Here is a 22,626-nt window from a genome sequence, read left to right as displayed (position 1 = left end):
TAATCGGAGATTATTTATGCCACACCCGATAGCAAAGAAGGACTTTCCTGTTACCAACGTCAGACACTTTCTTGAACCTGGCCCCATTGTGCTGGTGTCATCACAATGGCAACAACAAACCAACATCATGACCATGGGGTGGCACATGGTCATGGCGTTCTCCCCCTCACTCCTAGGCTGCGTTATTGATGCCGGGAATCATTCCCATGCGCTGGTGTGCAACAGCGGCGAATGCGTGATCAATATTCCTTCGTCATCACTTGTTGATAAGGTCGTGGGTATCGGTAACTGTTCAGGAAGCGAGCTCGACAAGTTCAAAGCGTTTGAGCTAACCCCAGGCAAGTCAGAAAAGGTCAAAGCGCCACGGATAGAGGAGTGCTATGCGTCTTTCGAGTGCCGCTTGCACGATGACGCCATGATTGAACGCTATAACTTGTTTATTTTTGAGGTTGTTAAAGCCCACGCAGCGCCTTCGGCAGATGAGGAGGAATCGCTGCACTACCGGGGTATGGGAGAGTTCATGCTGTCGGGTCAATCCATCGACCGTACGGAACTGTTTAAGCCATCAATGCTTATTTAAGAACTGCCATCGAGGCTTTCGCCACTCCCTCTCTATTAATTTAGCCAGTTAGGTTGACTCATTAACTTGCTGCAATAGCGTCCAATGGCAGGTTATTACAGCGTCCAGTTACGGACTATTAGACTGACCAATGATCTCGAATAGAGATCAACAGGGATAACATTTCGCAGTAATCCAGTGTAATGAGGAGCATTGATGCGGACGATGCCGCAGAAAAGATATTGATGACCGTGATGCGCCGCCCGGCAGGGTAGTATCAAATTGGTGTTAGCCCTACGACAACGCTCTCTCTGTTATCGCAGGGCGGAGAGGGTTACAGGGTAAGGCCGAGCAATAGATAAGCAGCCAGGGAAAGCAAGGCGACGGCTAACGCAAAAGGAATTTGCGTTTTGATATGGTCGATATGGTCAGAGGCGGCCCCGGTCGAGGCGAGCACAGAGGTATCCGACAAGGGTGAGCAGTGATCTCCGAAGACACCGCCTCCCGCCACGGCGGCCACTGTGGCGTACACCAGCGGTGTAACCATATCGCCGCTGAAGTTAAAGGCGAGCGGCACGGCGAGTGGCATCATGATAGCGAAGGTGCCCCATGAAGTACCTGTGGAAAAAGCGATAACGGCGGCAATAAGGAACGTCATGGCTGGGAGCAAAGCAGGTGTTAGCCAGCCAGCGGTGGCTTCGACGATATAGTTGGCCGTGCCCATGTCTTTGGAAAGTTGATTCAACGAGTAGGCTAACGCCAGAATGATAATGGCTGGCATTACTCCCTTCATTCCCGCCATCGAGGTTTTCATAATGTCGTTGAAGGGAATGCCCTGAAGGCGCATAACGATACCGAGAAACACGGAAGCCGCCAGAAATGCCTCCATGGTCTTGGCCGAGTCCATAACGATAAAGGTGCCCACCGCAACGCCGATCACTACCAGTACCGGGGCGAAAAAATTCCAAAACAGGCTGGTACGTGCTCCTTCATAAGGCGGAATTTCCGTCAGTTCCTCACCCACCAGAGGCTCTGCCCCATCGCGCAGCACTTTGCCCTCTTCCTGAGCCCGACGCTCAGCTTCACGCATCGGCCCGAAGAGCGGAATGATGCCCACGATCACCAGCCCGACAACCAGCACAGAGAGCCATGCATAGAGATTGAAAGGTATGGCATGCAGAAATACCCCCATCGCCTGGGCAGCATTTTCGATGGGGCCCATGCCGATCAACAAACCGGAGATAAACACTGCCCAGCCAGTGATAGGCACCATTACACTCACCGGGGCCGAGGTGGAGTCAGCGATATACGCCAGCTTTTCCCGCGAGACCCGGTAACGATCCGTCAGGCCACGCATGGTGCTGCCGACAAACAGAGGGCTAAAGTAGTCGCTGAAAAAAACGAACATGCCCATCACCCAGGCAACCAATTGAACCCGTACCCGCGATAAGGCACGGCGTTCCACCCAGGCGGTAAAGTTCTGAATTGCCCCGGTGCGTTGGAAAAAAGCGATCACCGTGCCAATGAATAGCTCTAACAGCAGTATCCAGGAGAAACTGGTGGTACCCAGGGTTTCCTTTAACAGCGTCGGAAACCCCATCAGCCCATTGCCCAGGGTAATCACCCCAACGAAACAGGCAACAGCCAGCGAGAAAACCGTATTACGGGTGACAAACGCCAGCACGATGGCCAATGCCGCCGGCATGACGGACAGCAGCCCTATATGATCTTGAGGATCCATTGTCATCTCTCTTTTTTTATAGTGGTGGGTGGAGTCAGGTTTCGTTTTTTGCCTTACGGCGCTCCATTTCACTGGTCAGGTAGAAACCCAACCGACGTACGGGATCGGGCGGCATCCAGCTCGCTTTGCCGAATAAAGACGCAATATTCTCAACTGGCTGGCCGAGCGCGTGGCGAGCCAAGGCATCACCCAGGAAGGTACCCTTGACGATACCGCCGCCATTGCACCCCGCTGATACATATAACCCGGGCTGGATCTCGCCCCATAGCGGAGCACCGTTATGAGTCAGCCCAGTGGTACCTCCCCAAACCTTGTCGAAGCGCACTGGGGTAAGCTCGGGGTAGCGGGCCTCAAGGCTCACTTTCAGTTCGGCCTCGATACGGGCGTTATCGGCTTCGCGCTCATAGCTGTAACGCGAGCGGATCATCAAACGTCCGTCAGCGGTGGTGCGCAGCGTACAGCCTAAGCGGTGTGCAGGTAGCAGCCCCCACGTCGTCTCGGCGATGCGTTGGCGCTCTGGCTGCGGTAAAGGCTCGGTAATAGCGGCATAGGTATAAATAGCGGTTAGCCGCGAACTGTCTGCACCCAACGCCCTAGAAAACGCGTTATTAGCCAGAATCACCTGACCAGCCGTCAGTTCGCCTTCGGGTGTAGTGACACGCCACCTCTTGCCATCTGGCACTATTTGAGTCGCTGGCGAGTGCTCATGCAGTTCGATTCCGGCTTCCAATGAATCCGCCAAACCAACAATCAATGCTGCAGGCTGGACGAGATAGCAGTCCGATGAATAAATACCCTGTGTGTAGTAGCGCGTACCGATTCGCTCAGCGAGTTGGTTACCGTTCAAAGTCTGGTAAGACAGACCGGCAGCCTTAAGAAACGCTTCATACTGGTTCAATGCACGTTGACCTATGGTGCTACGGGCAGCGCGATAGGTGCCGCTACGCTCGAGTTGGCAGTCAATGCCCAGGCGTTCGACACGCTCGCGCAGTAACGCCATGGTTTGTCGGCTTAACGCGTTCAGCTTCTCCATGCGTTCAAGCTCTTCAGGGCGAGCATCGTTGGCCAGAGCAATTTCCAGCATAAAGCCGGAGTTACGCCCTGGGCTCCCTTCACCTATCTGGTCAGCTTCGAGGATTTTGATGCGGTCTTCAGGGCGCGCCTGCTGCCAGGCCGAGGCTGCCGCAAAACCGGTATAACCAGCCCCGATGATGACGACATCTGCCTCAGATTGGCCACGTAAGGCGGGGCTCGGCTGGCGCTCGGTTAGCCAAGCGTTCCAGCCGCAGGGGCGCTGATGGCTCGGGTGCGTAGTGTGTGGCATAGCGAGTTAATCCAGATACAGCAGGCCATGGGCCTGATTGACCATGGCAGCCACTTCTTCCTGCATGCCTTGGAGTACTTCCAGCTTATGGCTCTTCGTCATACGCGATTTAAGCATCGAACAACTCATGGCACCCAGGGGGTGGCCGCTATGATCGAGGATAGGAATGGCCAGGCCGCTGTATTCCGGGAGTAAAGAACCTTCTACGCCACGGGCGTAACCATGTTTCAGTTGATGGGCAATTTCGGCTTCGATGCCATCAATGGCAATCGCGTATTCGTCCATCAGTTGTTCAGCGTTATGGTTGAGTATTTCGCTTCGCTCATCAGCCCCCAGGTAGGCAAGCAAGGCAATCGACGCTTGGCCAACGCCTAGCGGCAAACGTCCACCCGTGGCCCTAACGAAGCTGCCCACGGGATAAGCGCCGTTCTGCACTTCCAGGCAAACGGCATTGACGCCATCGCGAGCGAACAGATAGAAGCTGTCTCCCCAGCGCTGCGCGAGTGTCAGCAACCTTGGCCGGGCCAAATCACGCAACCCAGCACCATTTCCCGCTTGGGCGCCAAGCACCAGCAGCTCATAACCCAGCAGGTAACGCCCACGAATGGGAGAAGATCGTAAAAATCCCTGCTGCTTGAGACCTTTTAACAACCGATAGAGCGTAGGACGGCTGAAACTCAATTCATTTAGATAATCGTCTACACTCGCACCCCGGTGGCCGCCACGTGCGGTAACCTGCAATATCTGCATGGCATGCACGAGAGTGGTAGGGCCTGATGAGGTGATGCTTTCATTTACCGGCATTATGTTTATCGTTATTTGTCTATGTGAGCTAAAACATAACAAGACAAATTCACGAGTTCATCTCACTAAATGAGACAAAGCCACTTTAGCGCATACGAGGTAGAGGTTGGCATAGGTCAACATATGACGACATTAAGAACCAAAAAACTCATACAAAAGCTACCGATAATTGTACAAAACTGATCTTCTATAGCCTTGCGCCCAACGGATGAAGGGCGACAACCGGCTGAGTGTTAGACTGGTGTTAGCTAACCCGGCTTCTTCTAATAGGTTCCTGAAAAGGCGAATTGATGACCACCGTTGCCGTATTTGTTGATATTCAAAACGTCTATTACACCGTGCGCGAAGCATATGGAAAAAACTTTGATTACAACAAATTCTGGGCACGAGTAACCGCTAACAGAGAGGTTATTAAAGCTGTTTGCTATGCCATCGATCGAGGTGACCAAAAGCAGCGAGAGTTTCAAAACATACTCAGAGCGATTGGTTTTGATGTGAAATTAAAGCCCTTTATTCAGCGGTCAGACGGTTCCGCAAAAGGCGATTGGGATGTAGGCATCGCGCTTGACGCCATGGAGTACGCAGAACAGGCAGATGTGATCGTGCTGGTATCCGGCGATGGCGACTTTGATCTACTAGTCCAAAAAATCCGTGCCAAGCATGGCAAAAAAGTCGAAGTTTATGGCGTTCCCCAACTGACGGCGGCGTCGCTGATAAATGCGGCCAGTGAGTTTATAGCGATAGATAAAGCGCTTCTATTAAATTAATTATAGTTCGAAAAGAGTCTACACTGCTGTTGATAGCTATTTCGATAGATGGCTCTCGCGAAGAAATGGGGATTGACCAGGTTTCCGGTCGGCAGCACACCTAGACGCTATAAAAAACCTCAACCAATTCAAAACGTTTATCCATCGTTTATTAGATTGTGGAAAATAAGCGAGTCGAACCTTTCAGGCGCATACTTTAGTCTAAAACCCTGATCATATTTACCCATACCGAACCGGCATAGGCTATGCACAGAAGCATGCTGCCAGTTAAATATTCTAACGCTCTGGCCAGCCAATACTCTGTTGAATAACCATGATGATATGCTCCGATGCCCTACGTTCACGATACGCTGACACGCCTTAATAAAAGTAGCCCTGCACAGTCAGAATTTTATCAAGCCACTGAAGAAGTGCTCGAATGCCTGCGCCCGCTACTCGAGCAAAGTGATTACTATCATCACCACAGCATTATTGAGCGAATAGTCGAGCCCGAACGGCAAATTATGTTCCGGATAAGCTGGGTAGATGATGCTGGGAAAGTACGGGTCAACAAAGGCTATCGCGTACAGTTCAACTCTGCCCTTGGCCCTTACAAGGGCGGCTTACGATTCCATCCCAGCGTTACCTCGGGCACCATTAAGTTTCTCGGCTTTGAGCAAATTTTCAAAAATGCGTTAACCGGTTTGCCAATCGGCGGCGGTAAAGGAGGCGCCGATTTTGACCCCAAAGGAAAATCAGATAACGAGATCATGCGCTTTTGTCAGGCATTTATGAGCGAGCTCTACCGCCATATTGGCCCTCACTGCGATGTACCTGCAGGCGATATCGGTGTCGGTACGCGGGAAATTGGCTATCTCTTTGGTCAGTACAAGCGACTCACTGGCCACTATGAGGGCGTGCTAACAGGTAAGGGGCTTAATTGGGGAGGCTCGCTAGGCCGTAAAGAGGCCACTGGGTACGGTGCAGTGTACTTTGCCCAAAACATGCTGGCAGCCCGCGGAGAAGAGCTGCGCGACAAGACCTGCCTCGTTTCCGGCGCTGGCAATGTAGCCATCTATACCATTGAGAAGTTATACGAACTGGGGGCTAGGCCCATCACCTGCAGCGATTCACGTGGCACCATTCACGATGAAAACGGTATTGACTTAGGCTTACTCAAACAGCTCAAAGAAGTGCAGCGCACCTCTTTAGAAGCCTACTTACATGAGCACCCTGACGCGCACTACATTTCTGCACGTGACTACCCCCAGGGCGGGAATGCCGTATGGCGTATTCAAGCCGATGTTGCGCTCCCCTGCGCGACGCAGAATGAGCTGACCAAAAGCGATGCAGAAATTCTGCTCGCTAATGGCATAACGTGTATCAGTGAAGGGGCCAACATGCCTTCTACCAAGGAGGCCGTCGACCTGTTTCTAGACGCTAAAATTGCCTATGGGCCCGGCAAGGCGGCCAATGCAGGTGGCGTTGCTACCAGTCAGTTAGAAATGGCACAAAATAGCAGCATGGAGCAGTGGCCACTGGAGAAAGTCGATCAAAAATTAAAACAGATTATGACCAATATTCACCGCCAGTGCGCCGACACAGCCGAAGAGTTTGGTGATAAAACCAATTTGGTACTAGGCGCCAATATTGCAGGTTTCAGAAAGGTGGCTGATGCCATGATTGAACAAGGCGTCACCTGATCGTCTTTATTTTATAAATCGCTTATGCTGTAAAAAGCACGCAGTCCTTCCTTTATTGGGGAAGGGCTGTTTTTTATTGGTTTAAACTTATTGCTTTCTAAGGAGAGTAATCATGGGACAACGTCCTGCTATTATTATTAATCGTCTTGATGCCGAACGCCTTCAGCGCTTGATCGACAATGCATCTGATAAAGACATGGCCGTGGCTCAGCTACTTGAGGAAGAGTTAGCACGAGGTGAAGTCTGTGATCCCGAGGATATTCCGGATGACGTGGTCAGCATGAATAGCCAGGTTCGCTTCACCGACCTCACCCGCGGGCTTAAGATGATTCGAACGCTGGTTTATCCGCACTCCCTGGAAAGCGTAGCGGACGGCATTTCGGTCATGGCGCCTATTGGCGCTGCATTGATCGGCCTCAAAGTGGGCGACATTATTGAATGGCCGTTACCCAACAATACCGAAGCACGGCTCCGTATCGATGCTATCTACTGGCAACCCGAACGCGAAAAGCAATTCCACCGATAAGTCGCGCTAAAGAGTGAGCTGGCTCCGCTAGCTCATGATTAAGTCAGCTATTTTCTTCGCCCACTTAATCCACATAAAGGGAGTCTATTCAGGGCGCCCCCAGCTTTCACATACCCCCTTCGGAAGACTATAACTAAGCGGCTCTTTATCGCATTAAACACACCGTCCCTGCTACTAGTCATGGCCATGGTACTTTTCACAATTCTTCCAGTGATAATGTACACCTTGGACGGTTACCTTAAAAACTAACGAATAAACCATCCACCTCGCCACCATGCACAACCACCTGTAAAAATGTGTGAATGGCAGTTGGATGGCATCTTAGTCGTTGGAAGATGGTAGCTAGAACATGGCAGTTGCACGAAGAAGATGCGCGCTACTTCGTGCACGATTAGCTAGCCGATAGATTGCATACCACTTACAACAGTTTGGTCTCTATTTTGCCTGCTGCACTACACCAAGCCAGCGTCACTGCATAGCGAACGGATACACTCCAAGATACGCTGCTGCCCATCATCGGGTAATCGGTAGCGTGGCACGCTGACACTGATGGCCCCTTCAACTCGGCCATCGGCGCCGCGAACTGCCTGACCGAAACAGATGATGCCTAATTCATTTTCCTCGTCATCGACTGCAAAGCCACGTTCGCGCGTCACCGCGAGTTCCTTGCGCAACGCCCCAAGCGTCGTGCAGGTGCGATGTGTGACAGGCTCTAAGGTCAATTGAGCCAGATACTGCTCACGGGTGGCCTCGTCAAGGGCGGCGAGATACGCCTTACCTACCGAGGTAGAGTGCATTGGCACTGGCATACCGATATACGAGGCCATGCGCACCGCTTCCGGCGACTCAACCTTGTCAACGAAGGTCATATGGCAGCCAAACGGTACGCCCAAATGCACCGTTTCCCCGGTTTGTTTACCGATGGCGCGTAAAGTGGCCCGAGCGCGTTCCTGCAAGCTGCTCCGCGCCAGCGATTGATGAGTGAGACGCAGCAGCTCGCGACCTAGCACGTACTCTCCCCCTAGGGGGTTACGTTCGACAAACCGCTCCTGCTCAAGCGTGTTCAGCAACCGGTAAACCGTAGGCCGGGGCATCCCCAGGTGTGCCTGGATGTTACGGATGGTCGCGTCAACACCAAGCTCAGCGATCACTTGCAGCAGGCGTAGTCCTTTGGTCACCGCGGCGGCACCCTGGACGTTGGGCCGCGGCACTCGCTCTTCGTCGTCAGCCGTCATCAATCGCCTCTTCAAATAATACGAATGTCTAATCAGTAATCCGTCACGGTCAATTGACGCATCTCGCCCTGGCTCTTACCTTGAGAACATATTGTCCATATTATGATCTTTATGTCCACATTATGGACGGAGGAAATATGCCGGTTCAAGCTGATGAACATCAGCGGATGCCTTACCAATATCCGCAACCCGCTGAGGCTGCTCTTGAAATTGTCGAGCCGCACGCCCTCCCCCAGGACGAACGTATCTGGGTGCCGCAAGCGGAAAACGTTGATTTCCGTCCGCTGTGCCTGAACGTGTCCCAGGGCTACTGGGTCAACCTACTGCGCGTTCGCAAGTCTGGCGTGCTCAGCCGCCACCGTCATCCCAACCCAGTGCATGGCATGGTACTCAAAGGCAAATGGCGGTATCTCGAGCATGACTGGGTGGCTACCGAGGGTAGCTATGTCTACGAACCTCCAGGTGAGACTCACACCCTAGTCGTCGACGAGGATGTCGAGGAAATGATCACGCTCTTTCAGGTCAACGGCGTCATGTATTACGTTGACCCATGGGGCAAGCACCTCGGGTTCGAAGATGTCTTCACCAAGGTCGACATGTGTCGCAAGCATTATGAAAGCTGCGGGCTTGGCCGCGACTATGTCGACCGGTTCATTCGCTAAAGCGAGATGTTCCCTTAAAAACCAAACGCATGAATTAAGGCCCTAACGCCAACAACAAAAACACGACAGGAGCACCCTTATGATGTTTAACAAACCCCCGCTAGCCGTATCCATCAGCCTGACCGCCTTCGCCTTATCCATCGGCACTGCCCAAGCCGACTACCCCGAAAAACCGATTGAACTGATCGTCCCCTGGTCAGCGGGCGGCGGCACCGATGCGGTGGCCCGCCAATTGGCCAACGGGTTGCAGGAAGAGCTTGGTCAAACGGTCAATGTGGTCAACCGCACCGGCGGCGCCGGTGTGGTGGGTCATACGGTCATGGCCAACGCCGAGCCGGATGGCTATACCCTTGGCTTGGTGACCGCTGAGATCACTACCTATCGACATATTGGCAGTTCTCAAGTCTCGTATGAGGATCTGTCGCCGATTGCGTTGATCAACCTCGACGCCGCGGCGTTTAACGTCAGCGCCGAATCAGAGTGGGAAGATCTAGACAACGCCCTGCAGGACATTGAAGCCAACCCCAACGAATACACTGTTTCAGGCTCTGCGCCAGGTGCTGCCTATCACTTGGCATTCGCTGGTTTTCTTAACCAGCAAGGCATTGATCCCAACACCGTTTCACTCGTCCCCAGTGAAGGCGCTGCACCGGGGCTCCAGGAACTCGCCGCCGGTGGCGTGGATTTCGTGTTCTCCTCGCTGCCCGAAGCTGAATCCATGCGCGACGCCGAGCGCGTGAGAACGCTTGCAGTGTTCGCTAACGAGCGCCTTGATGCCTTCCCTGACATTCCCACTGCTGAAGAAGTCACTGGCGATGAGTGGGCGGCAGGCACTTGGCGTGGCTTGATCGGCCCCGCAGGACTGCCCGATGATGTGGTCGATACTCTGGCCGAGGCCGCAGAAGCCGTCTATAAATCTGACCAATTCCAGGAGTTCATGACCAATCAGGGCTTCGGCATGCAGTGGGAAGGCCCGGAAGGCTTTCGCGACTTCATGGCTGAAGCCGACGAAAACAACGGCGAGATAATCGATAAGTTGGGCCTGGCAGAATAACCCCATGCGCATCAACGACCTCTTGATGGGGCTGGTAATGGCGCTGCTTGGCGCCATTACTATATGGGCCTCCAAGGATTTCCCGCCGTTGGCGCGCCAGCCCTACGGGGCCGGCACTTTTCCCACCATCATCGGCGCCTTTCTGGTTGGGCTTGGTCTGCTACTGTCACTTCGCGGCTGGCAGCAGCGTGGTGCCCTGTTCCTTTGGCAGGGGCAAGTGACTCTGTCGCGCACCTTGATATGCCTGCTCGCTGTTATTGCCGCCGTTGCTGGTTACGTGTTGCTAACACCGCTGCTCGGCTTCCCGCTGGTCGCGCCGTTAATGCTCACCTTGCTGATTGGCTGGCTGTCTGACGGCCGCTGGGGGATGGCCGTTATCGTCGCCATCGTGGCAAGTGCGGTGGTGTGGAGCGTTTTCGCGCTGTTGCTGCACGTGCCGCTTGATCTGGGCATTCTCGAGGAGGTGATCTACTGATGGCGGAACTACACGCAGCGTTAGGCATGGTGTTCGCCTGGGATGTCCTCGCGGTGATCCTCGGAGCGTCGCTATTCGGCCTGCTGATCGGTGCCATTCCTGGCCTGACCGCGACCATGGCCACCGCCTTACTCGTCCCGGTAACCTTTTTCATGGAGCCCTTACCGGCAATCAGTGCCATCGTGGCCGCCACGGCGATGGCCATCGTGGCCGGCGATATCCCCGGTGCCTTGCTACGTATCCCCGGCACCCCCGCCTCGGCTGCTTACACCGAAGAAGCCTACCTGATGGGACGTAAGGGCAAGATCGGCCAGGCGCTCGGCGTCAACTTGGTGTGTTCGGTCGTCGGCGGGCTCATCGGGGTGGCAATTCTGGCGTTTTTCGCTCCACTGGTCGCCGATTTCGCCCTTCGTTTCACCAGCGACGAATACTTCTGGCTGGCCCTGCTCGGGCTTTCATGCGCCGTGCTGGTATCCGGTGCAGATCCCCTCAAAGGCGCAATCTCGATGTTGATCGGTCTGCTGATCTCCATGGTGGGCATGGATTCGGTCTCAGGCCAGATCCGTTTTACCTTCGGTATCTCTGATCTGCTCAGCGGCATCTCAATTCTGCCAGTGCTGATTGGCCTGTTTGCCGTCGCTGAGCTGCTGCGGCGAATGCCAGAAATCGGCCACACCCACTTTCCACCACCCCCGCCGGTAGAGAAGCCATTTAGCGGCGTGGGCAGCCTGATGTGGCAATACAAGGGTGGGATCGCGCGTAGTGGCGTGCTCGGCACGCTGATTGGCGCACTACCCGGTGCGGGTGCCGATATCGCTTCGTGGATCAGCTACGCCTTGTCGCGCAAGCTCTCGCGCACGCCCGAGAAGTATGGCACCGGGCATCCCGAAGGGCTGGTCGCGGCCAGCTCGGCGAATAATGCAGCACTCTCGGGTGCCTACATTCCCGCCCTGGTGTTCGGCATCCCAGGCGACACTATCACCGCCATTATTATCGGTGTACTGATGATGAAAGGCATCACGCCAGGGCCAGACGTTTTCACTTCCAACGCCACCTTGGTCAACGCCATTTTCATCGTGTTTATCCTGGCTAATCTGCTGTTGTTACCCCTTGGTCTGCTCGCTATACGCGGCGCGCGCCATATCCTCGCGGTGCCCTCCAGCGTGCTTTACCCGCTGATTTTGCTGTTTTGTATCGTGGGCGCCTTCGCTGCCAACAACAGCCTGCTAGATGTCTGGCTGATGCTTGGGCTGGGCCTGCTGGCCTATTTTCTTGTTGAGAACGATTTCCCTATCGGACCCATGATCCTGGCAGTGATTCTCGGCCCGGTGGTGGAGAGCAACTTTATGCGCTCAATGATCAAAGCCAATGGCGAACTGCTGGTGCTCTTCGAACGCCCCATCGCTGCCATGTTGGGTGGGCTCGCATTGCTGGTGTGGCTGGCCATTATCGTCTCCAGCGTGCGCTCCGCCTGGCAGACGCGCGCGTCAGCTACCTCATCTTAAGCGACCCATTTCGCGACCTAACCCCCTTTTCACGTTCTAAAGAGGAGCGATATGAACACTGTTATCGTTATTGGCGGTACTAGCGGCATTGGTCGGGCGATTGCGCTGGCGTTTGCCGCCCAGGGTGACGAAGTCCACGTCACCGGCATCGAGCCTAAGAGCGAACAGCAAGCCGAAGACGTAACCGACCGACACCAACTCGATGTGCGTGACCCGGCCCAGGTTGAGCGCTTCTTCGCGGCGTTCCCAAAATTGGATGTGTTGGTGAACTGCGCCGGCGTCATCCAGCGTGACGGCAAGGAGTTTACCCCTGAGGGCTTTGCTGAGGTCATCGACATCAACCTCAACGGTACACAGCGCTGTTGCCATGCCGCGCATGCAGCCCTCAAGGCAACGGGTGGCTGCATTATCAACACCGCCTCTATGCTGTCGTTTTTTGGCAGCGGCCATGCCCCGGCCTACTCTGCTTCCAAGGGCGGCGTGGCCCAACTCACACGGTCATTGGCGATCGCCTGGGCCAGCGATGGTATTCGCGTCAATGCCCTTGCGCCGGGCTGGATTGCCACCGACCTGACTGCAGCACTCACCCAGAACAGCGAACGCTCGGCGGAACTCGTCGGGCGCACACCCATGGGCCGCTGGGGCAAACCTGACGACCTTGCCGGGCCAGCGCTGTTCTTGGCCTCGCCGGGCGCTAACTTTATAACGGGCGTACTATTACCGGTAGACGGTGGCTATTCGTCACGTTGAGCCCAAATATCGAACACACAGGAGTACATGGTATGGATCTTGGAATCGCGGGACGCTGGGCCGTAGTATGCGCAGCGAGCAAAGGGTTGGGGCGAGGCTGCGCCGAAGCGCTGGCCAAAGAGGGCGTCAACCTGGCCATTAATTCACGCAATGCCGAGGTGCTCGAAAAGACCGCCGACGCGTTGCGGGCCCTTAATCCAGCTGTTCAGGTGCACCCCGTGGCTGGGGATATCGGACGCGAGGAGGTACGCGAGGCGTTGCTGGCCGCCTGCCCGCAAGTCGATATTCTGATCAACAATAACGGTGGGCCACCGCCAGGGGATTTTCGCGACTGGAGTCGTGAAGAGTGGATACAGGCCGTGGATGCCAACATGATCACGCCTATTGAGCTGATCAAGGCCACGGTAGACCGTATGGCCGCCAACGGCTTTGGCCGCGTGGTCAATATTACCTCGGGCGCGGTAAAAGCCCCCATCGACATTCTCGGGTTATCCAACGGTGCGCGCAGTGGGCTAACCGGCTTCGTCGCGGGGCTTGCTCGCCAGCCGCAACTCGCCTCGCACAACGTCACGATCAACAACCTACTGCCCGGCTCCTTTGATACCGATCGCCTGCGCGGCAACTTCAAAAATGTCGCCGAGAAGAGTCAGCAAACTATCGAACAGGTACGCGAGCAGCGAGCCCAGGGCGTACCGACCCGACGATTCGGCACCGCCGAGGAGTTTGGCGCCTTCTGCGCCTTTATGTGCAGCGAGCATGCAGGTTATCTAACAGGGCAGAATATCCTGCTAGACGGCGGCGCCTACCCCGGTACCTTCTAATCGATTGCGGCTCAATCAACCGTTAGACAACGTAATGGCTATCCTCCCCGAGTGCGCTGCTGGGCGGGCGCTGCACAGCAGTATTTCCCCCTCTGGCGCTGATATGCCATCTGGGTAGGTAACCTCCCCCTGCACCAGCGTGCAGGCGCACTCGCCACAGCTACCGCTGCGGCACCCATAGGAAGGTTGAAGCCCCGCTTTTTCAGCGGTTTCCAACAGGCTTTCACCCGGCTGCCAATGGGCCAACGCGCTGGGATTGGCAAAGCTGACTTCTACCGGCTGTTCGGCGGTGGGGGCAGTATATGTTTGCGCCAGCGCCGAGGGGCCAAACGCTTCCGTGTGTATCTGCCCATGCGATACCCCCAACGACAGCGCCTCCTGATGGTAGCGATGAACAAAGGCGGCGGGGCCGCACAGGTAAAGGCGCACCTCCTCCAGAGCCTCTCCGGTGTGCACCTGTGCCAGCGATACCCGGCCAGCCAGCCATTCATTGGGTGCTGCCTTTGAGCCCGTCACATGGCGTTGTAAACGTAGCCCTCTCGCTTCCAGGTCACGTAGTTCATCACTGAAAGGAGCCTCGGCCACATCGCGCACGCTCTGAACTAACGTTACCGGCCCCCGTCCTGCGCCGGTCAGCTCATGGGCCAGGCTCACCAGTGGTGTAATACCGATACCGCCACCCAGCAGTACCCAGTGGGCACGCTCTGAGCCGCTAGCCTCTGCCGTGAATGATCCCGTTGGCATACTCACAGCTAGTTCAGTACCCACCTTAAGCGCGCTATGCACGTAGTGCGAGCCCTCACCATCGGCCTTCACACTGATACGATAACCGGCCTGCTGGCTGTCACCCGAAAGTGTGTAGCTGCGTACTAGCGCCGTGTCATCCAGGCGCGGCACGTGTAGCGTAATGAACTGGCCCGCGTTAAAGGGCGCCAGCGCCTTGTCTTGTCGGGCACTCTTCAAATAGAAAGAGCGGATCTCAGGTGTCTCCTGCACCACGGCGGCCACCTGAACACGCTGTTGAGTGGAAGGCGCAAGCGCCTGCCAGGGCCCATGGGGCGCCGCCTCAACGGCCACGGCACCGGCATGGCTACGCCAGCGCAAGGTCCTTGGCCGCCAAACGATATGTCGTGGGGTCAGGCGCCAGTAGCGTTCAGCGCCAGGATAACGCGCCCCAGCGGCCTTCTCGTCCACCAGCCGCGCTTCACCAGAGAGATGCAGCAAACCCCCGCTGGCAAAGTCCGGTATCACCAAGGCCGCGCGCCCGCTGGCCAGCACGTTGCCCAGGGTGTTGAAGAATCGATTGCCTGCAAAATCAGGCAGAATCAGATCACTTCCCTGTCGTCGAATGAACCCCGGTTGCCCTCCTCGATGAGAGGCATCCACCTGAACACCCTGGTCGGTATGCGCGTAACTACCCACGAAGGCCGTGATCGCCTGGTCGATATGCGCCAACACCGGCTCTGGCAGCTGATCGAGGGTCGCGTCACTCTTGGTTAGCACAGGGCCCGGCTGGGGCTGCACCGACCTCATCGCCGACCAGTCGTGAATATACTGGGGGCAGTTACCGAAGGCGTGAACGACTTCTAGCTGCCATCGGCCTGCTGAGCCCCGCAATACACCGTTGACCCTGTTACGACGACGCGTAGGTAGCTCGATTCCCAGCAGCCCCAGGTTAGCGCCGCTGGTAAGCAGCGGCGTAACGGGATCATCCGCAGACGGCGTTAATGTTAGATCGAGCCGTGACTCGTCCGGCGCATGAACAAATCCTGGTGCGCCCTCCAGCAGTGTGACCCAAGGCCATCCGTCATGGTCCACCGCTGCTGCTGCCACAAAGGGCAACTGGGGAAAGAAGTGCTGCAACTGCGGCGTTAGAAAGGGACGCATCACCTTGCGGCCCACCTCCGCCATTTGTTGTTCCACGCCGGCCACACGCTGCAAGGCAAGCTCGCCTTCATGCCATGGGCTACTGGTGACGTCGTTATTCACCCTCGACTCCTCGCGGGCAGTTCGCCCACACCGATTTGAAATGCTGCATCGGCTGGCCTAACGCACCAGCCCCACCTTGGTCACCCTCATGGGTACAAACCCTTCCAGCGCCTCGATACGCTGCAGCCAGGTACGGATATGCGGGTAGGGTTTCAGCGAGACATTCCCTTCAGGCGCATGGGCGATGTAGCTGTAGAGCGAAACCTCCGCCAGCGTGGCGTGCACACCCGCCAGGAAGGGCTGATGCGCCAAGTGGGCATCGACAATCGCGAACAGCTCATGGGCATCAGCAATCAGCGGTTCAGGGTCGAAAGGGGCATTAAAGACCGTCACCAGCCGGGCCTTCATCGCGGAGTTCGCCAAAGGCCCTGCCGCCACGGACAACCAGCGCTGTACCTGCGCCTGAATCAATGGGTCGTCCGGCAGCCAACGACCAGCGCTCTGCCCAGAACCATAGCGGCGTTCCAGATAGATCAGAATGGCATTGGAATCCGCCAGAATAACTCCTTGTTCATCGAGCACCGGCACCTGTGCGAAGGCGTTCAGGTTCAGAAAAGGCGACGCTTTGTGTTCGCCCGCGGCAAGATCGACATCGATAAAAGTGGCAGGCAAACCGAGCAGCGAAAGCATCAGCTCGATGCGATGGCAGTGGCCGGAAAGAGCGTGGCGGTAAACCTTGATAGCGTGTGACATGTGATTATCTCCTTGAGTGAGCGCCTCGATAGATGAGCGTCACAGGTGCTAAGCGACGTTATCCATCCTGCGCTAAATCAAGGAGTGCAAGAATAGCGATACTGAACAATACAAAATTGCGCTGAATGAAATAATCAGCCGAATAACTGCGTTCGCAACCAGGGTGTTGCCAGCTCCAGGAAGGCCATAACGCTGGCGGGCGCCCGGATGCCAAGGGTATAGGTTAGCGCCAGAGGGTGCCCCGCAGACCAGAGGGGTTCCGCAACGGGTTCAAGCAGCCCCCGCTCGCAGGCGCGACGCGCCTCCAACTGGTAGCAACACACGACACCCGCACCTTCTATGGCAGCCCGCAGCGCAGCAGCACTGGTGCTGATGGTAAGCCTGGGCTCAAAACGGAGAGGGTAGTCTTCAGCCAAGCGCCAGACAGGCGCCTGTCCTTCACTGGAGCAGTGTATAAGCGCATGACGGGCCAAGCTTTGCAGGCTACCGGGGCGCCCAGTCTTGTCCAAGTAACGGGGGCTAGCAAACAGACCAACGCGCAAATCACCCAGGGGTCTGGCATAAGCGGAGGTAGGTAGCGGCCCGCGCATCAGACGTAGGTGCGCCGGTGCGTCGCTTTCTATACGGATGGGGTATTCATCAGCCAGCAGGCAGATCTTCAGCGCAGGATGCTGCTCTTGCAGCCGCAACACTAACGGCATCAGCAGTGGCTCCATCAACGCCTGGGGCGCCTGCAAACGTAGCGTGCCGTTGAGTTTGCGGTGCTCCTGGCGTGCACTGGTGTCGGCGTCGGTGGCTGCGTGGATCAGCGTATCGGCGTAGTCGCGCAATCGCTCGCCCGCCGCCGTCAACGTGCTGCCTCTGACAGAGGTAATGACCAAAGCAACCCCCAGACGCTGCTCCTGAGTGCGCAGCAGACGGTGGAGCTTCGCCGCCGACTGGCTGCTCGCTTCAGCCGCGGCTTGCACGCTGCCGAGCTTGGCAACGGCAGATAGCGCCGTTAAGGCCTCAAAGTGCAGCGGCGATTCAGGGGGGAGCGCCATGGTCAGCCGCGGCAGCCGAGCGCCGGGTCGGCACGCAGCCGCTCGGCAAGAAAATCAACGAAGGTTCGCACGCTGGCGGCGCGTCCACGGCCCGCCGTCACCCAGATATTGATGGGAATGGCCACTGGTTCGAAACGCGTTAACACGCGCCGTACTCGACCTTCTGCTTCACTGGCAGCCACCTGGTAAGACAGCAGCCGAGTAAGCCCCGCACCCGACTCCACCGCCGTTAACGCCGCGTGAATAGCGCTGATGCGCAGCCGGGGGGATGGCGTAACCTCGATGCGCTTGCCCTCCTCCTCGAACCACCAGTGGCCGCTCAAGTTGCCGCCTTCGGCCACTACCGTAGGCAATGCTTCCAGTTCTTGCGGGTGCGTTGGCTCGCCTTGTTCGGCCAGCCACGCGGGGCTCGCGCAAACTACCTGCCGCACCTCACCGACTGGCACGATCAAGTGCTGACAATCCTGCGGCACATGGCCAATGCGCACCGCCACATCGATGCCCTCCTCCTGCAGGTTGACCGGCCGATCGATCAGTTCAGCGCGAACCTGCACGTCAGGGTACTGCTCCAGATAATCGACGATCTGCGGGGTAACGAAGTACTCGCCGAACAGCACCGGCGCGGTCACCTGCAAAAGGCCACGTGGGGTGAGGTAACTGCCGGTCGCAGCGGCCTCGGCCTCCGCAAGCTGCGCAAGCACCTGCTGGGCATCCTCCAGATACCGGCGCCCCGCCTCCGTCACGCGCACCTGCCGTGTGGTGCGCTGTAACAAGGCAACGCCCAAGCGCGCCTCAAGCGCCGCCACCGCACGGGTCACCCGAGGCGGCGATAGCGCAAGCTGCCGTGCGGCGTCCGCAAAGCTCTCCAGTTGCGCCACCGCCGCGAACACGCGCATCTCTTCGAATCTATCCAAGGCAGCTCCAGAGTCAGTGGGAGTAATCACTATGAATACAAAGCAATGGAGCACTGAGTTTCATTGCCCGTAAATTGCAATCACGTCGTAACAGAGGACGTTCCAATCACTTGCTCTAAACGTCTCCTTACCTCGTATAGCGATGTTTGATATTCCAGGCGCGTGGGTTGCTCACCCAGGATAATGCGTCGCCCTTGAACGAGAGGATCAACAGGCCGGTCATCCACTCTCACTTCATAATGCAAGTTGGGGCCAGTTACGACGCCGGAGGCCCCTACTTCACCTAGGGTTTCTCCAGCATTGACCAAGTCCCCGACCACAAGGTGTGGGGAAAATCGGCTTAAGTGCGTGTAACGGCTGATAGCCCCCGTATCGTGTTCTACTTCCATCACGCGCCCATAACCGCCTTGGCGGCCGATGAAGGAAATGCGTCCAGGCGCGGTGGTTATTACCGGCGTGCCATAAGGTGCGGCAAGGTCAATGCCATTATGAGGCCGAACGCCTCCGTAAACGGGATGCCGCCGATTTCCAAAGCGAGAAGTCAAGCGTGCGCCAAGAACCGGTAGCTGCAAAGTGTCTAAAAGCGTTTCGTTCTTGAAGAGCATCACGCTGCCTTTGTTAGCTACCGGCCATACCACCTCTAGTCGTTCTGCCTGATTAGACAATCCCGCATAACTTAGACGCGGAGGCCCCACGCGGGAGCCATCCTGACGTCGATCTTCTTCCCACAATAACTGGATACGTTCACTACCTGAAAATTCAAGCGGCGTCGCCATGAACTCGCCCAGCAACGTTTCCAGCTTGGTAGCGAAACATGCGGGAATCCCCTCCGCCAATAAGGCATCATAAAGCGAGGTTTCCACAATCACATCACGCCCAAAGGTCAAGGTATCGAGGCGAGGCCGAGTAGTGGAGCGCCCTTGTTCGGTAGCTGCTTGCAACCCTTTTAATGTAGGCTCTAACGGCGAGAGCAGGAGATGCTCTCGCCAACTGCCCTCAACCAGTGCGGGGCTTAAACTCATAAGCCCTATCAGCAACCAGCGCTGATTCATTGGGCTTCTTCCTCTTTAGATATCTCCTCGACTTCACTCTTTACGACATCAATCAACTCCTGCATACCAAAGGGTTCTAGCAGCTCACCGTTGACAAAAAAGGTTGGCGTCTGGCGAATCTGATTCGTTTTGACGTCTGCCATGTCTTGGTCAATCACCGCTTGCACTTCAGCTGAGTTGAGTTGCTCCTCAGCGGCAGCTCGGTCAAGACCGGCTTGGCTGGCAATCTCCAAGATAGCTGATTCATCGAAACGGCCATGAGATGCCCATTGATCCTGACGAGAGAGCAGAGCTTCGAGTACCGGTTCGAATACGTCCTGGTTTCGAGCGACTTCCAGCACGCGAATGGCCATATCAGAAACCTCACCGTGGAAAGGGGTGTAGCGCACGATTAGCTGCACTTGCTCAGGATAGGTTTCCAGAATACTTTTGGTGAGAGGATAGAAAGCACGGCAGGCTTCGCAGGCCGGGTCGAAAAATTCCACAATGGTGACAGGTGCCTCTTTCGGCCCCAAGATCGGTGAGTGTGAACGCACCAAGGAGCTCTCGGCCTGTCCAGGATCCTCACTCGCCGCCTCAGCTTGCATGTCCAATAGTGCAGGTTTCGATACCACCACGATGGCAGCTGTCAGCATCAACGTACCCGCAAGCATAAAAGTCGCTTTTTTGAACATTTTTCTCTCTCGATTTCAGTGATTATTTGGAAAATTAGGCCAAGATTTTATTGCACAAACCAAGCTAAATGGCTGCCTATGTATCCCAGCGTGAGCGTGTATCACTCATGTCCATAAAGGTTGGCATCCTGATGTGCGTGATCAATATGCTCAAACTCTAGGCTGGAATGGACAATATTGAAGCGCGTTTTTAACTGATTTTTGATCTCTGTCTTAATTGACTCGAGCCGCTGCCAGCCTGCCTCCGTAATGACCACATGGCAGTCAAGGGCGGCCATGTTTTCCTGCATCTGCCATAGGTGCACATGATGAATATCGTGGACACTTTCGACACCACGCACGGTTTCAATGACGAGTTGACCGTTAATATCTGGGGGAGAGCCCAGCATCAGTGTGCGGATAGGGCCACCAATCTCCGAAAAGGCGAGGTAAAGAATATACAGCGCAATACCTATCGTAATCGCAGGGTCTACCCAGCGCATGTCGTAGAGCAGAATTAATGAGCCGCCGATAATCACGGCAATGGAGGCGAACGCATCAGACAGGTTATGCAGAAAAAGGGCGCGAATATTGACGCTACCTTTTTGCATTGACCAAGTAAGCATGGCGGTGAGGGCATCGACAACAAGAGCGACGCCACCAATGATGACGACCAACCATCCCTGGATCTCCGGCGGTTCAATCATGCGCATGGCGCCTTCGTAAATCAGATAGAGGCCAACGAGAATGAGCGTGGTGTAGTTAATCAGTGCCGCCACTATCTCGATTCGGCCATAGCCGAAGGTCATTTGCGCATCGGCGGGCCGTCTTGCGATCTTGCGCGCCGCAAAGGCAATAACAAGCGCCGCCATATCAGAAAAATTATGCAGCGCATCAGCGATCAGCGAGAGGCTTCCCGCCATAATACCGCCGACGATTTGGGCGATGGTTAATAAACCATTTGCCCAAATGGAAATACTGACACGCCGGTCGCCAGAGGCAGGATCAATGTGGGGATGATCATGATGATGTCCCATATATTAACCTCGTTAAGTTTTTTCATTCCCGTTACTATAAAACCTCTAGTAACTAAAGCTTCAACCCCTGAATGTCGTCCGTTGGCACTCGACCCGGTAGGGTAAAGCCTACCTTGGCTATGGCTGGTACGCGCTTGCCATTGTGGAAGTGACCTTTCCCCCCAAATTTACAGAATTATTTATCGCCCGCTTCGCGATTGCTCTATAGTCGAAGGACGCTAACCGGATTATCCCAGCCTATGGCCGTTGACCTGCAAGCGCTCTACCCCAAACTGATTCACCTGATGCTGGACACCGTCTTCGTGGTCGATAAAGACAACCAGATCGTCTTCGTGAGTGATGCCTGTGAGTCGCTGCTCGGTTACCTTCCTCAAGAGTTGATCGGCACTCTAATCACGAACTACATGCACCCTGACGATCTAGCGGCCACGCGGGACTCCATTGTTCGTGTGATGGGCGGTAAGCCCCATATCGATTTCCGCAACCGCTATATCCGCAAAGACGGCAGTATCGTGCATATCCTGTGGTCTGCCCGCTGGTACGAGGAAGAGAAAGTGCGGGTCGGTGTCGCACGCAACGTCACGGCTCTTATGCAGGCCGAGGAAGAATTACGCTTCCTCGCCCACCATGATCCACTGACAAAGTTGACCAACCGAGCGCTCTTCTATGACCGCCTTACCTTGGGCCTAAGTATGGCCCATCGCTACCAGAGCAACTTGGCATTGCTATTTCTGGATATTAACGACTTCAAAAGCATCAACGATGTTCATGGACATGCGGCGGGTGACCGAGTGCTCTGCACGGTAGCCAGACGATTAGAAGGCTGTGTACGCGAGACAGACACGGTGGCCCGCATGGGCGGTGATGAATTCACTGTGCTGTTAACGGATATCAAGTCGAAAAATGCCGTAGCAGAAAAGGTGGGGCAGATACTCACGGTCATGAACGAGCCACTAAGCGCTGAATTCGGAGAGCTCAGAATGCCATCCTGCAGCATCGGCGTGGCTTGTTATCCCGAAGATGGGAAAGACGCCGATACCCTGCTGAGCCGCGCAGATAGCCATATGTATCAGATCAAAAGGCGCAGCCGTTAGCGGGCGACGAGCGAGCAGTTGCCACCATAGATGCTCTAGGCCAGCGCTGCTTAGTGCGTTTGTATAGTTGGCCTTAAAACGGATGCGCATTATATCCGGCGTCTGGCCTTTTTCGACGTTCTTGAAGCGCCAAATAAGCCGCTCTCGCGCGGGACAGCGATATTCATTACGTTCACGGCACATACCGGAACGCTTCCCTGGGAAACATACCTTTGGCCTGGTTCGGCGAGGTTTTAGGCTTGGGAA

22 protein-coding genes are annotated in these 22,626 nt (G+C 55.7%); 11 read left to right on the top strand and 11 right to left on the bottom strand.

The window, feature by feature from the left end; all coding sequences use genetic code 11:
* Window positions 1-16: 16 nt before the first annotated feature.
* Window positions 17-580, top strand: coding sequence for a flavin reductase family protein (locus HZU72_RS00110; RefSeq protein ID WP_180089445.1), 564 nt, complete (start codon window positions 17-19; stop codon window positions 578-580).
* Between the two features lie 313 nt (window positions 581-893).
* On the opposite strand, the gene HZU72_RS00105 is transcribed toward HZU72_RS00110, so the two are convergent.
* The 3 genes from HZU72_RS00105 to HZU72_RS00095 are packed head-to-tail and all read right to left on the bottom strand — an operon-like array spanning window position 894 to window position 4,428.
* The gene (locus HZU72_RS00105; protein WP_180089443.1) at window positions 894-2,300 is read right to left on the bottom strand and encodes a Na+/H+ antiporter NhaC family protein; all 1,407 of its coding nucleotides are present in this window, start codon (window positions 2,298-2,300) and stop codon (window positions 894-896) included.
* 34 nt (window positions 2,301-2,334) lie between these two features.
* Window positions 2,335-3,624, bottom strand: coding sequence for an NAD(P)/FAD-dependent oxidoreductase (locus HZU72_RS00100; protein WP_180089441.1), 1,290 nt, complete (start codon window positions 3,622-3,624; stop codon window positions 2,335-2,337).
* 6 nt (window positions 3,625-3,630) lie between these two features.
* Window positions 3,631-4,428, bottom strand: a complete 798-nt coding sequence (locus HZU72_RS00095) for an IclR family transcriptional regulator (protein WP_235975834.1) — start codon at window positions 4,426-4,428, stop codon at window positions 3,631-3,633.
* Window positions 4,429-4,718: 290 nt separating this feature from the next.
* Between HZU72_RS00095 and HZU72_RS00090 the strand changes: the two genes are divergently transcribed.
* From HZU72_RS00090 to rnk, 3 genes are all read left to right on the top strand, one after another.
* Window positions 4,719-5,195, top strand: a complete 477-nt coding sequence (locus HZU72_RS00090) for an NYN domain-containing protein (protein ID WP_180089437.1) — start codon at window positions 4,719-4,721, stop codon at window positions 5,193-5,195.
* A 329-nt stretch (window positions 5,196-5,524) separates the two neighbouring features.
* The gene (gdhA, locus tag HZU72_RS00085) at window positions 5,525-6,877 is read left to right on the top strand and encodes an NADP-specific glutamate dehydrogenase (RefSeq protein ID WP_180089435.1); all 1,353 of its coding nucleotides are present in this window, start codon (window positions 5,525-5,527) and stop codon (window positions 6,875-6,877) included.
* Window positions 6,878-6,989: 112 nt separating this feature from the next.
* Complete coding sequence (gene rnk / locus HZU72_RS00080; protein WP_133731972.1) at window positions 6,990-7,403, top strand: nucleoside diphosphate kinase regulator; 414 nt, start codon at window positions 6,990-6,992, stop codon at window positions 7,401-7,403.
* Between the two features lie 452 nt (window positions 7,404-7,855).
* On the opposite strand, the gene HZU72_RS00075 is transcribed toward rnk, so the two are convergent.
* Window positions 7,856-8,638, bottom strand: a complete 783-nt coding sequence (locus HZU72_RS00075; RefSeq protein WP_180089433.1) for an IclR family transcriptional regulator — start codon at window positions 8,636-8,638, stop codon at window positions 7,856-7,858.
* A 137-nt stretch (window positions 8,639-8,775) separates the two neighbouring features.
* Between HZU72_RS00075 and HZU72_RS00070 the strand changes: the two genes are divergently transcribed.
* From HZU72_RS00070 to HZU72_RS00045, 6 genes are all read left to right on the top strand, one after another.
* Window positions 8,776-9,300, top strand: a complete 525-nt coding sequence (locus HZU72_RS00070) for a 2,4'-dihydroxyacetophenone dioxygenase family protein (RefSeq protein WP_180089431.1) — start codon at window positions 8,776-8,778, stop codon at window positions 9,298-9,300.
* Between the two features lie 79 nt (window positions 9,301-9,379).
* Window positions 9,380-10,354, top strand: coding sequence for a Bug family tripartite tricarboxylate transporter substrate binding protein (locus HZU72_RS00065; protein ID WP_208457895.1), 975 nt, complete (start codon window positions 9,380-9,382; stop codon window positions 10,352-10,354).
* Window positions 10,355-10,358: 4 nt separating this feature from the next.
* Complete coding sequence (locus HZU72_RS00060; RefSeq protein WP_180089429.1) at window positions 10,359-10,829, top strand: tripartite tricarboxylate transporter TctB family protein; 471 nt, start codon at window positions 10,359-10,361, stop codon at window positions 10,827-10,829.
* On the top strand, window positions 10,829-12,334 hold the full coding sequence (locus tag HZU72_RS00055; RefSeq protein WP_235975832.1) for a tripartite tricarboxylate transporter permease: 1,506 nt from the start codon (window positions 10,829-10,831) through the stop codon (window positions 12,332-12,334). Before HZU72_RS00060 ends, HZU72_RS00055 begins: the two co-directional genes overlap by 1 nt.
* 51 nt (window positions 12,335-12,385) lie before the next feature.
* Window positions 12,386-13,084 (top strand): SDR family NAD(P)-dependent oxidoreductase, encoded by a 699-nt coding sequence (locus tag HZU72_RS00050; RefSeq protein WP_180089426.1) that lies wholly within the window; start codon window positions 12,386-12,388, stop codon window positions 13,082-13,084.
* A gap of 32 nt (window positions 13,085-13,116) precedes the next feature.
* Complete coding sequence (locus tag HZU72_RS00045) at window positions 13,117-13,905, top strand: SDR family oxidoreductase (protein WP_180089424.1); 789 nt, start codon at window positions 13,117-13,119, stop codon at window positions 13,903-13,905.
* A 15-nt stretch (window positions 13,906-13,920) separates the two neighbouring features.
* On the opposite strand, the gene HZU72_RS00040 is transcribed toward HZU72_RS00045, so the two are convergent.
* The 7 genes from HZU72_RS00040 to HZU72_RS00010 form a co-directional block, all read right to left on the bottom strand.
* Window positions 13,921-15,894 (bottom strand): 2Fe-2S iron-sulfur cluster-binding protein, encoded by a 1,974-nt coding sequence (locus tag HZU72_RS00040; RefSeq protein ID WP_180089422.1) that lies wholly within the window; start codon window positions 15,892-15,894, stop codon window positions 13,921-13,923.
* A gap of 57 nt (window positions 15,895-15,951) precedes the next feature.
* Window positions 15,952-16,587, bottom strand: a complete 636-nt coding sequence (locus HZU72_RS00035) for a glutathione S-transferase family protein (RefSeq protein WP_180089420.1) — start codon at window positions 16,585-16,587, stop codon at window positions 15,952-15,954.
* 134 nt (window positions 16,588-16,721) lie between these two features.
* Entirely contained in the window at window positions 16,722-17,630 is a 909-nt protein-coding gene (locus tag HZU72_RS00030) for a LysR substrate-binding domain-containing protein (RefSeq protein ID WP_180089418.1), read from the bottom strand.
* 2 nt (window positions 17,631-17,632) lie between these two features.
* Window positions 17,633-18,544: a LysR family transcriptional regulator gene (locus HZU72_RS00025; protein WP_180089416.1), complete on the bottom strand. Its 912-nt coding sequence runs from the start codon at window positions 18,542-18,544 to the stop codon at window positions 17,633-17,635.
* 80 nt (window positions 18,545-18,624) lie between these two features.
* The gene (locus tag HZU72_RS00020; RefSeq protein WP_180089414.1) at window positions 18,625-19,596 is read right to left on the bottom strand and encodes a M23 family metallopeptidase; all 972 of its coding nucleotides are present in this window, start codon (window positions 19,594-19,596) and stop codon (window positions 18,625-18,627) included.
* Window positions 19,593-20,270, bottom strand: a complete 678-nt coding sequence (locus HZU72_RS00015; RefSeq protein WP_180089412.1) for a DsbA family protein — start codon at window positions 20,268-20,270, stop codon at window positions 19,593-19,595. Before HZU72_RS00015 ends, HZU72_RS00020 begins: the two co-directional genes overlap by 4 nt.
* Before the next feature lie 101 nt (window positions 20,271-20,371).
* A complete protein-coding gene (locus HZU72_RS00010) occupies window positions 20,372-21,286 on the bottom strand; it encodes a cation diffusion facilitator family transporter (RefSeq protein ID WP_180089410.1) in 915 nt (304 codons plus the stop codon).
* A 239-nt stretch (window positions 21,287-21,525) separates the two neighbouring features.
* On the opposite strand from HZU72_RS00010, the gene HZU72_RS00005 reads away from it, so the two are divergent.
* Complete coding sequence (locus tag HZU72_RS00005) at window positions 21,526-22,380, top strand: sensor domain-containing diguanylate cyclase (protein WP_180089408.1); 855 nt, start codon at window positions 21,526-21,528, stop codon at window positions 22,378-22,380.
* Window positions 22,381-22,626: the final 246 nt, after the last annotated feature.

Origin of the sequence: Vreelandella sedimenti, from assembly GCF_013416325.1 — a bacterium.
GTDB classification, from domain to species: domain Bacteria; phylum Pseudomonadota; class Gammaproteobacteria; order Pseudomonadales; family Halomonadaceae; genus Vreelandella; species Vreelandella sedimenti.
This window is presented reverse-complemented; position numbering and strand designations above follow the sequence as displayed.

Coding starts and splice junctions, on each gene's coding strand:
- HZU72_RS00110 (WP_180089445.1), top strand. CDS start 17: ATGCCACACCCGATAGCAAAGAAGGACTTTCCTGTTACCAACGTCAGA.
- HZU72_RS00105 (WP_180089443.1), bottom strand. CDS start 2,300: ATGGATCCTCAAGATCATATAGGGCTGCTGTCCGTCATGCCGGCGGCA.
- HZU72_RS00100 (WP_180089441.1), bottom strand. CDS start 3,624: ATGCCACACACTACGCACCCGAGCCATCAGCGCCCCTGCGGCTGGAAC.
- HZU72_RS00095 (WP_235975834.1), bottom strand. CDS start 4,428: ATGCCGGTAAATGAAAGCATCACCTCATCAGGCCCTACCACTCTCGTG.
- HZU72_RS00090 (WP_180089437.1), top strand. CDS start 4,719: ATGACCACCGTTGCCGTATTTGTTGATATTCAAAACGTCTATTACACC.
- gdhA (WP_180089435.1), top strand. CDS start 5,525: ATGCCCTACGTTCACGATACGCTGACACGCCTTAATAAAAGTAGCCCT.
- rnk (WP_133731972.1), top strand. CDS start 6,990: ATGGGACAACGTCCTGCTATTATTATTAATCGTCTTGATGCCGAACGC.
- HZU72_RS00075 (WP_180089433.1), bottom strand. CDS start 8,638: ATGACGGCTGACGACGAAGAGCGAGTGCCGCGGCCCAACGTCCAGGGT.
- HZU72_RS00070 (WP_180089431.1), top strand. CDS start 8,776: ATGCCGGTTCAAGCTGATGAACATCAGCGGATGCCTTACCAATATCCG.
- HZU72_RS00065 (WP_208457895.1), top strand. CDS start 9,380: ATGATGTTTAACAAACCCCCGCTAGCCGTATCCATCAGCCTGACCGCC.
- HZU72_RS00060 (WP_180089429.1), top strand. CDS start 10,359: ATGCGCATCAACGACCTCTTGATGGGGCTGGTAATGGCGCTGCTTGGC.
- HZU72_RS00055 (WP_235975832.1), top strand. CDS start 10,829: ATGGCGGAACTACACGCAGCGTTAGGCATGGTGTTCGCCTGGGATGTC.
- HZU72_RS00050 (WP_180089426.1), top strand. CDS start 12,386: ATGAACACTGTTATCGTTATTGGCGGTACTAGCGGCATTGGTCGGGCG.
- HZU72_RS00045 (WP_180089424.1), top strand. CDS start 13,117: ATGGATCTTGGAATCGCGGGACGCTGGGCCGTAGTATGCGCAGCGAGC.
- HZU72_RS00035 (WP_180089420.1), bottom strand. CDS start 16,587: ATGTCACACGCTATCAAGGTTTACCGCCACGCTCTTTCCGGCCACTGC.
- HZU72_RS00030 (WP_180089418.1), bottom strand. CDS start 17,630: ATGGCGCTCCCCCCTGAATCGCCGCTGCACTTTGAGGCCTTAACGGCG.
- HZU72_RS00020 (WP_180089414.1), bottom strand. CDS start 19,596: ATGAATCAGCGCTGGTTGCTGATAGGGCTTATGAGTTTAAGCCCCGCA.
- HZU72_RS00015 (WP_180089412.1), bottom strand. CDS start 20,270: ATGTTCAAAAAAGCGACTTTTATGCTTGCGGGTACGTTGATGCTGACA.
- HZU72_RS00010 (WP_180089410.1), bottom strand. CDS start 21,286: ATGGGACATCATCATGATCATCCCCACATTGATCCTGCCTCTGGCGAC.
- HZU72_RS00005 (WP_180089408.1), top strand. CDS start 21,526: ATGGCCGTTGACCTGCAAGCGCTCTACCCCAAACTGATTCACCTGATG.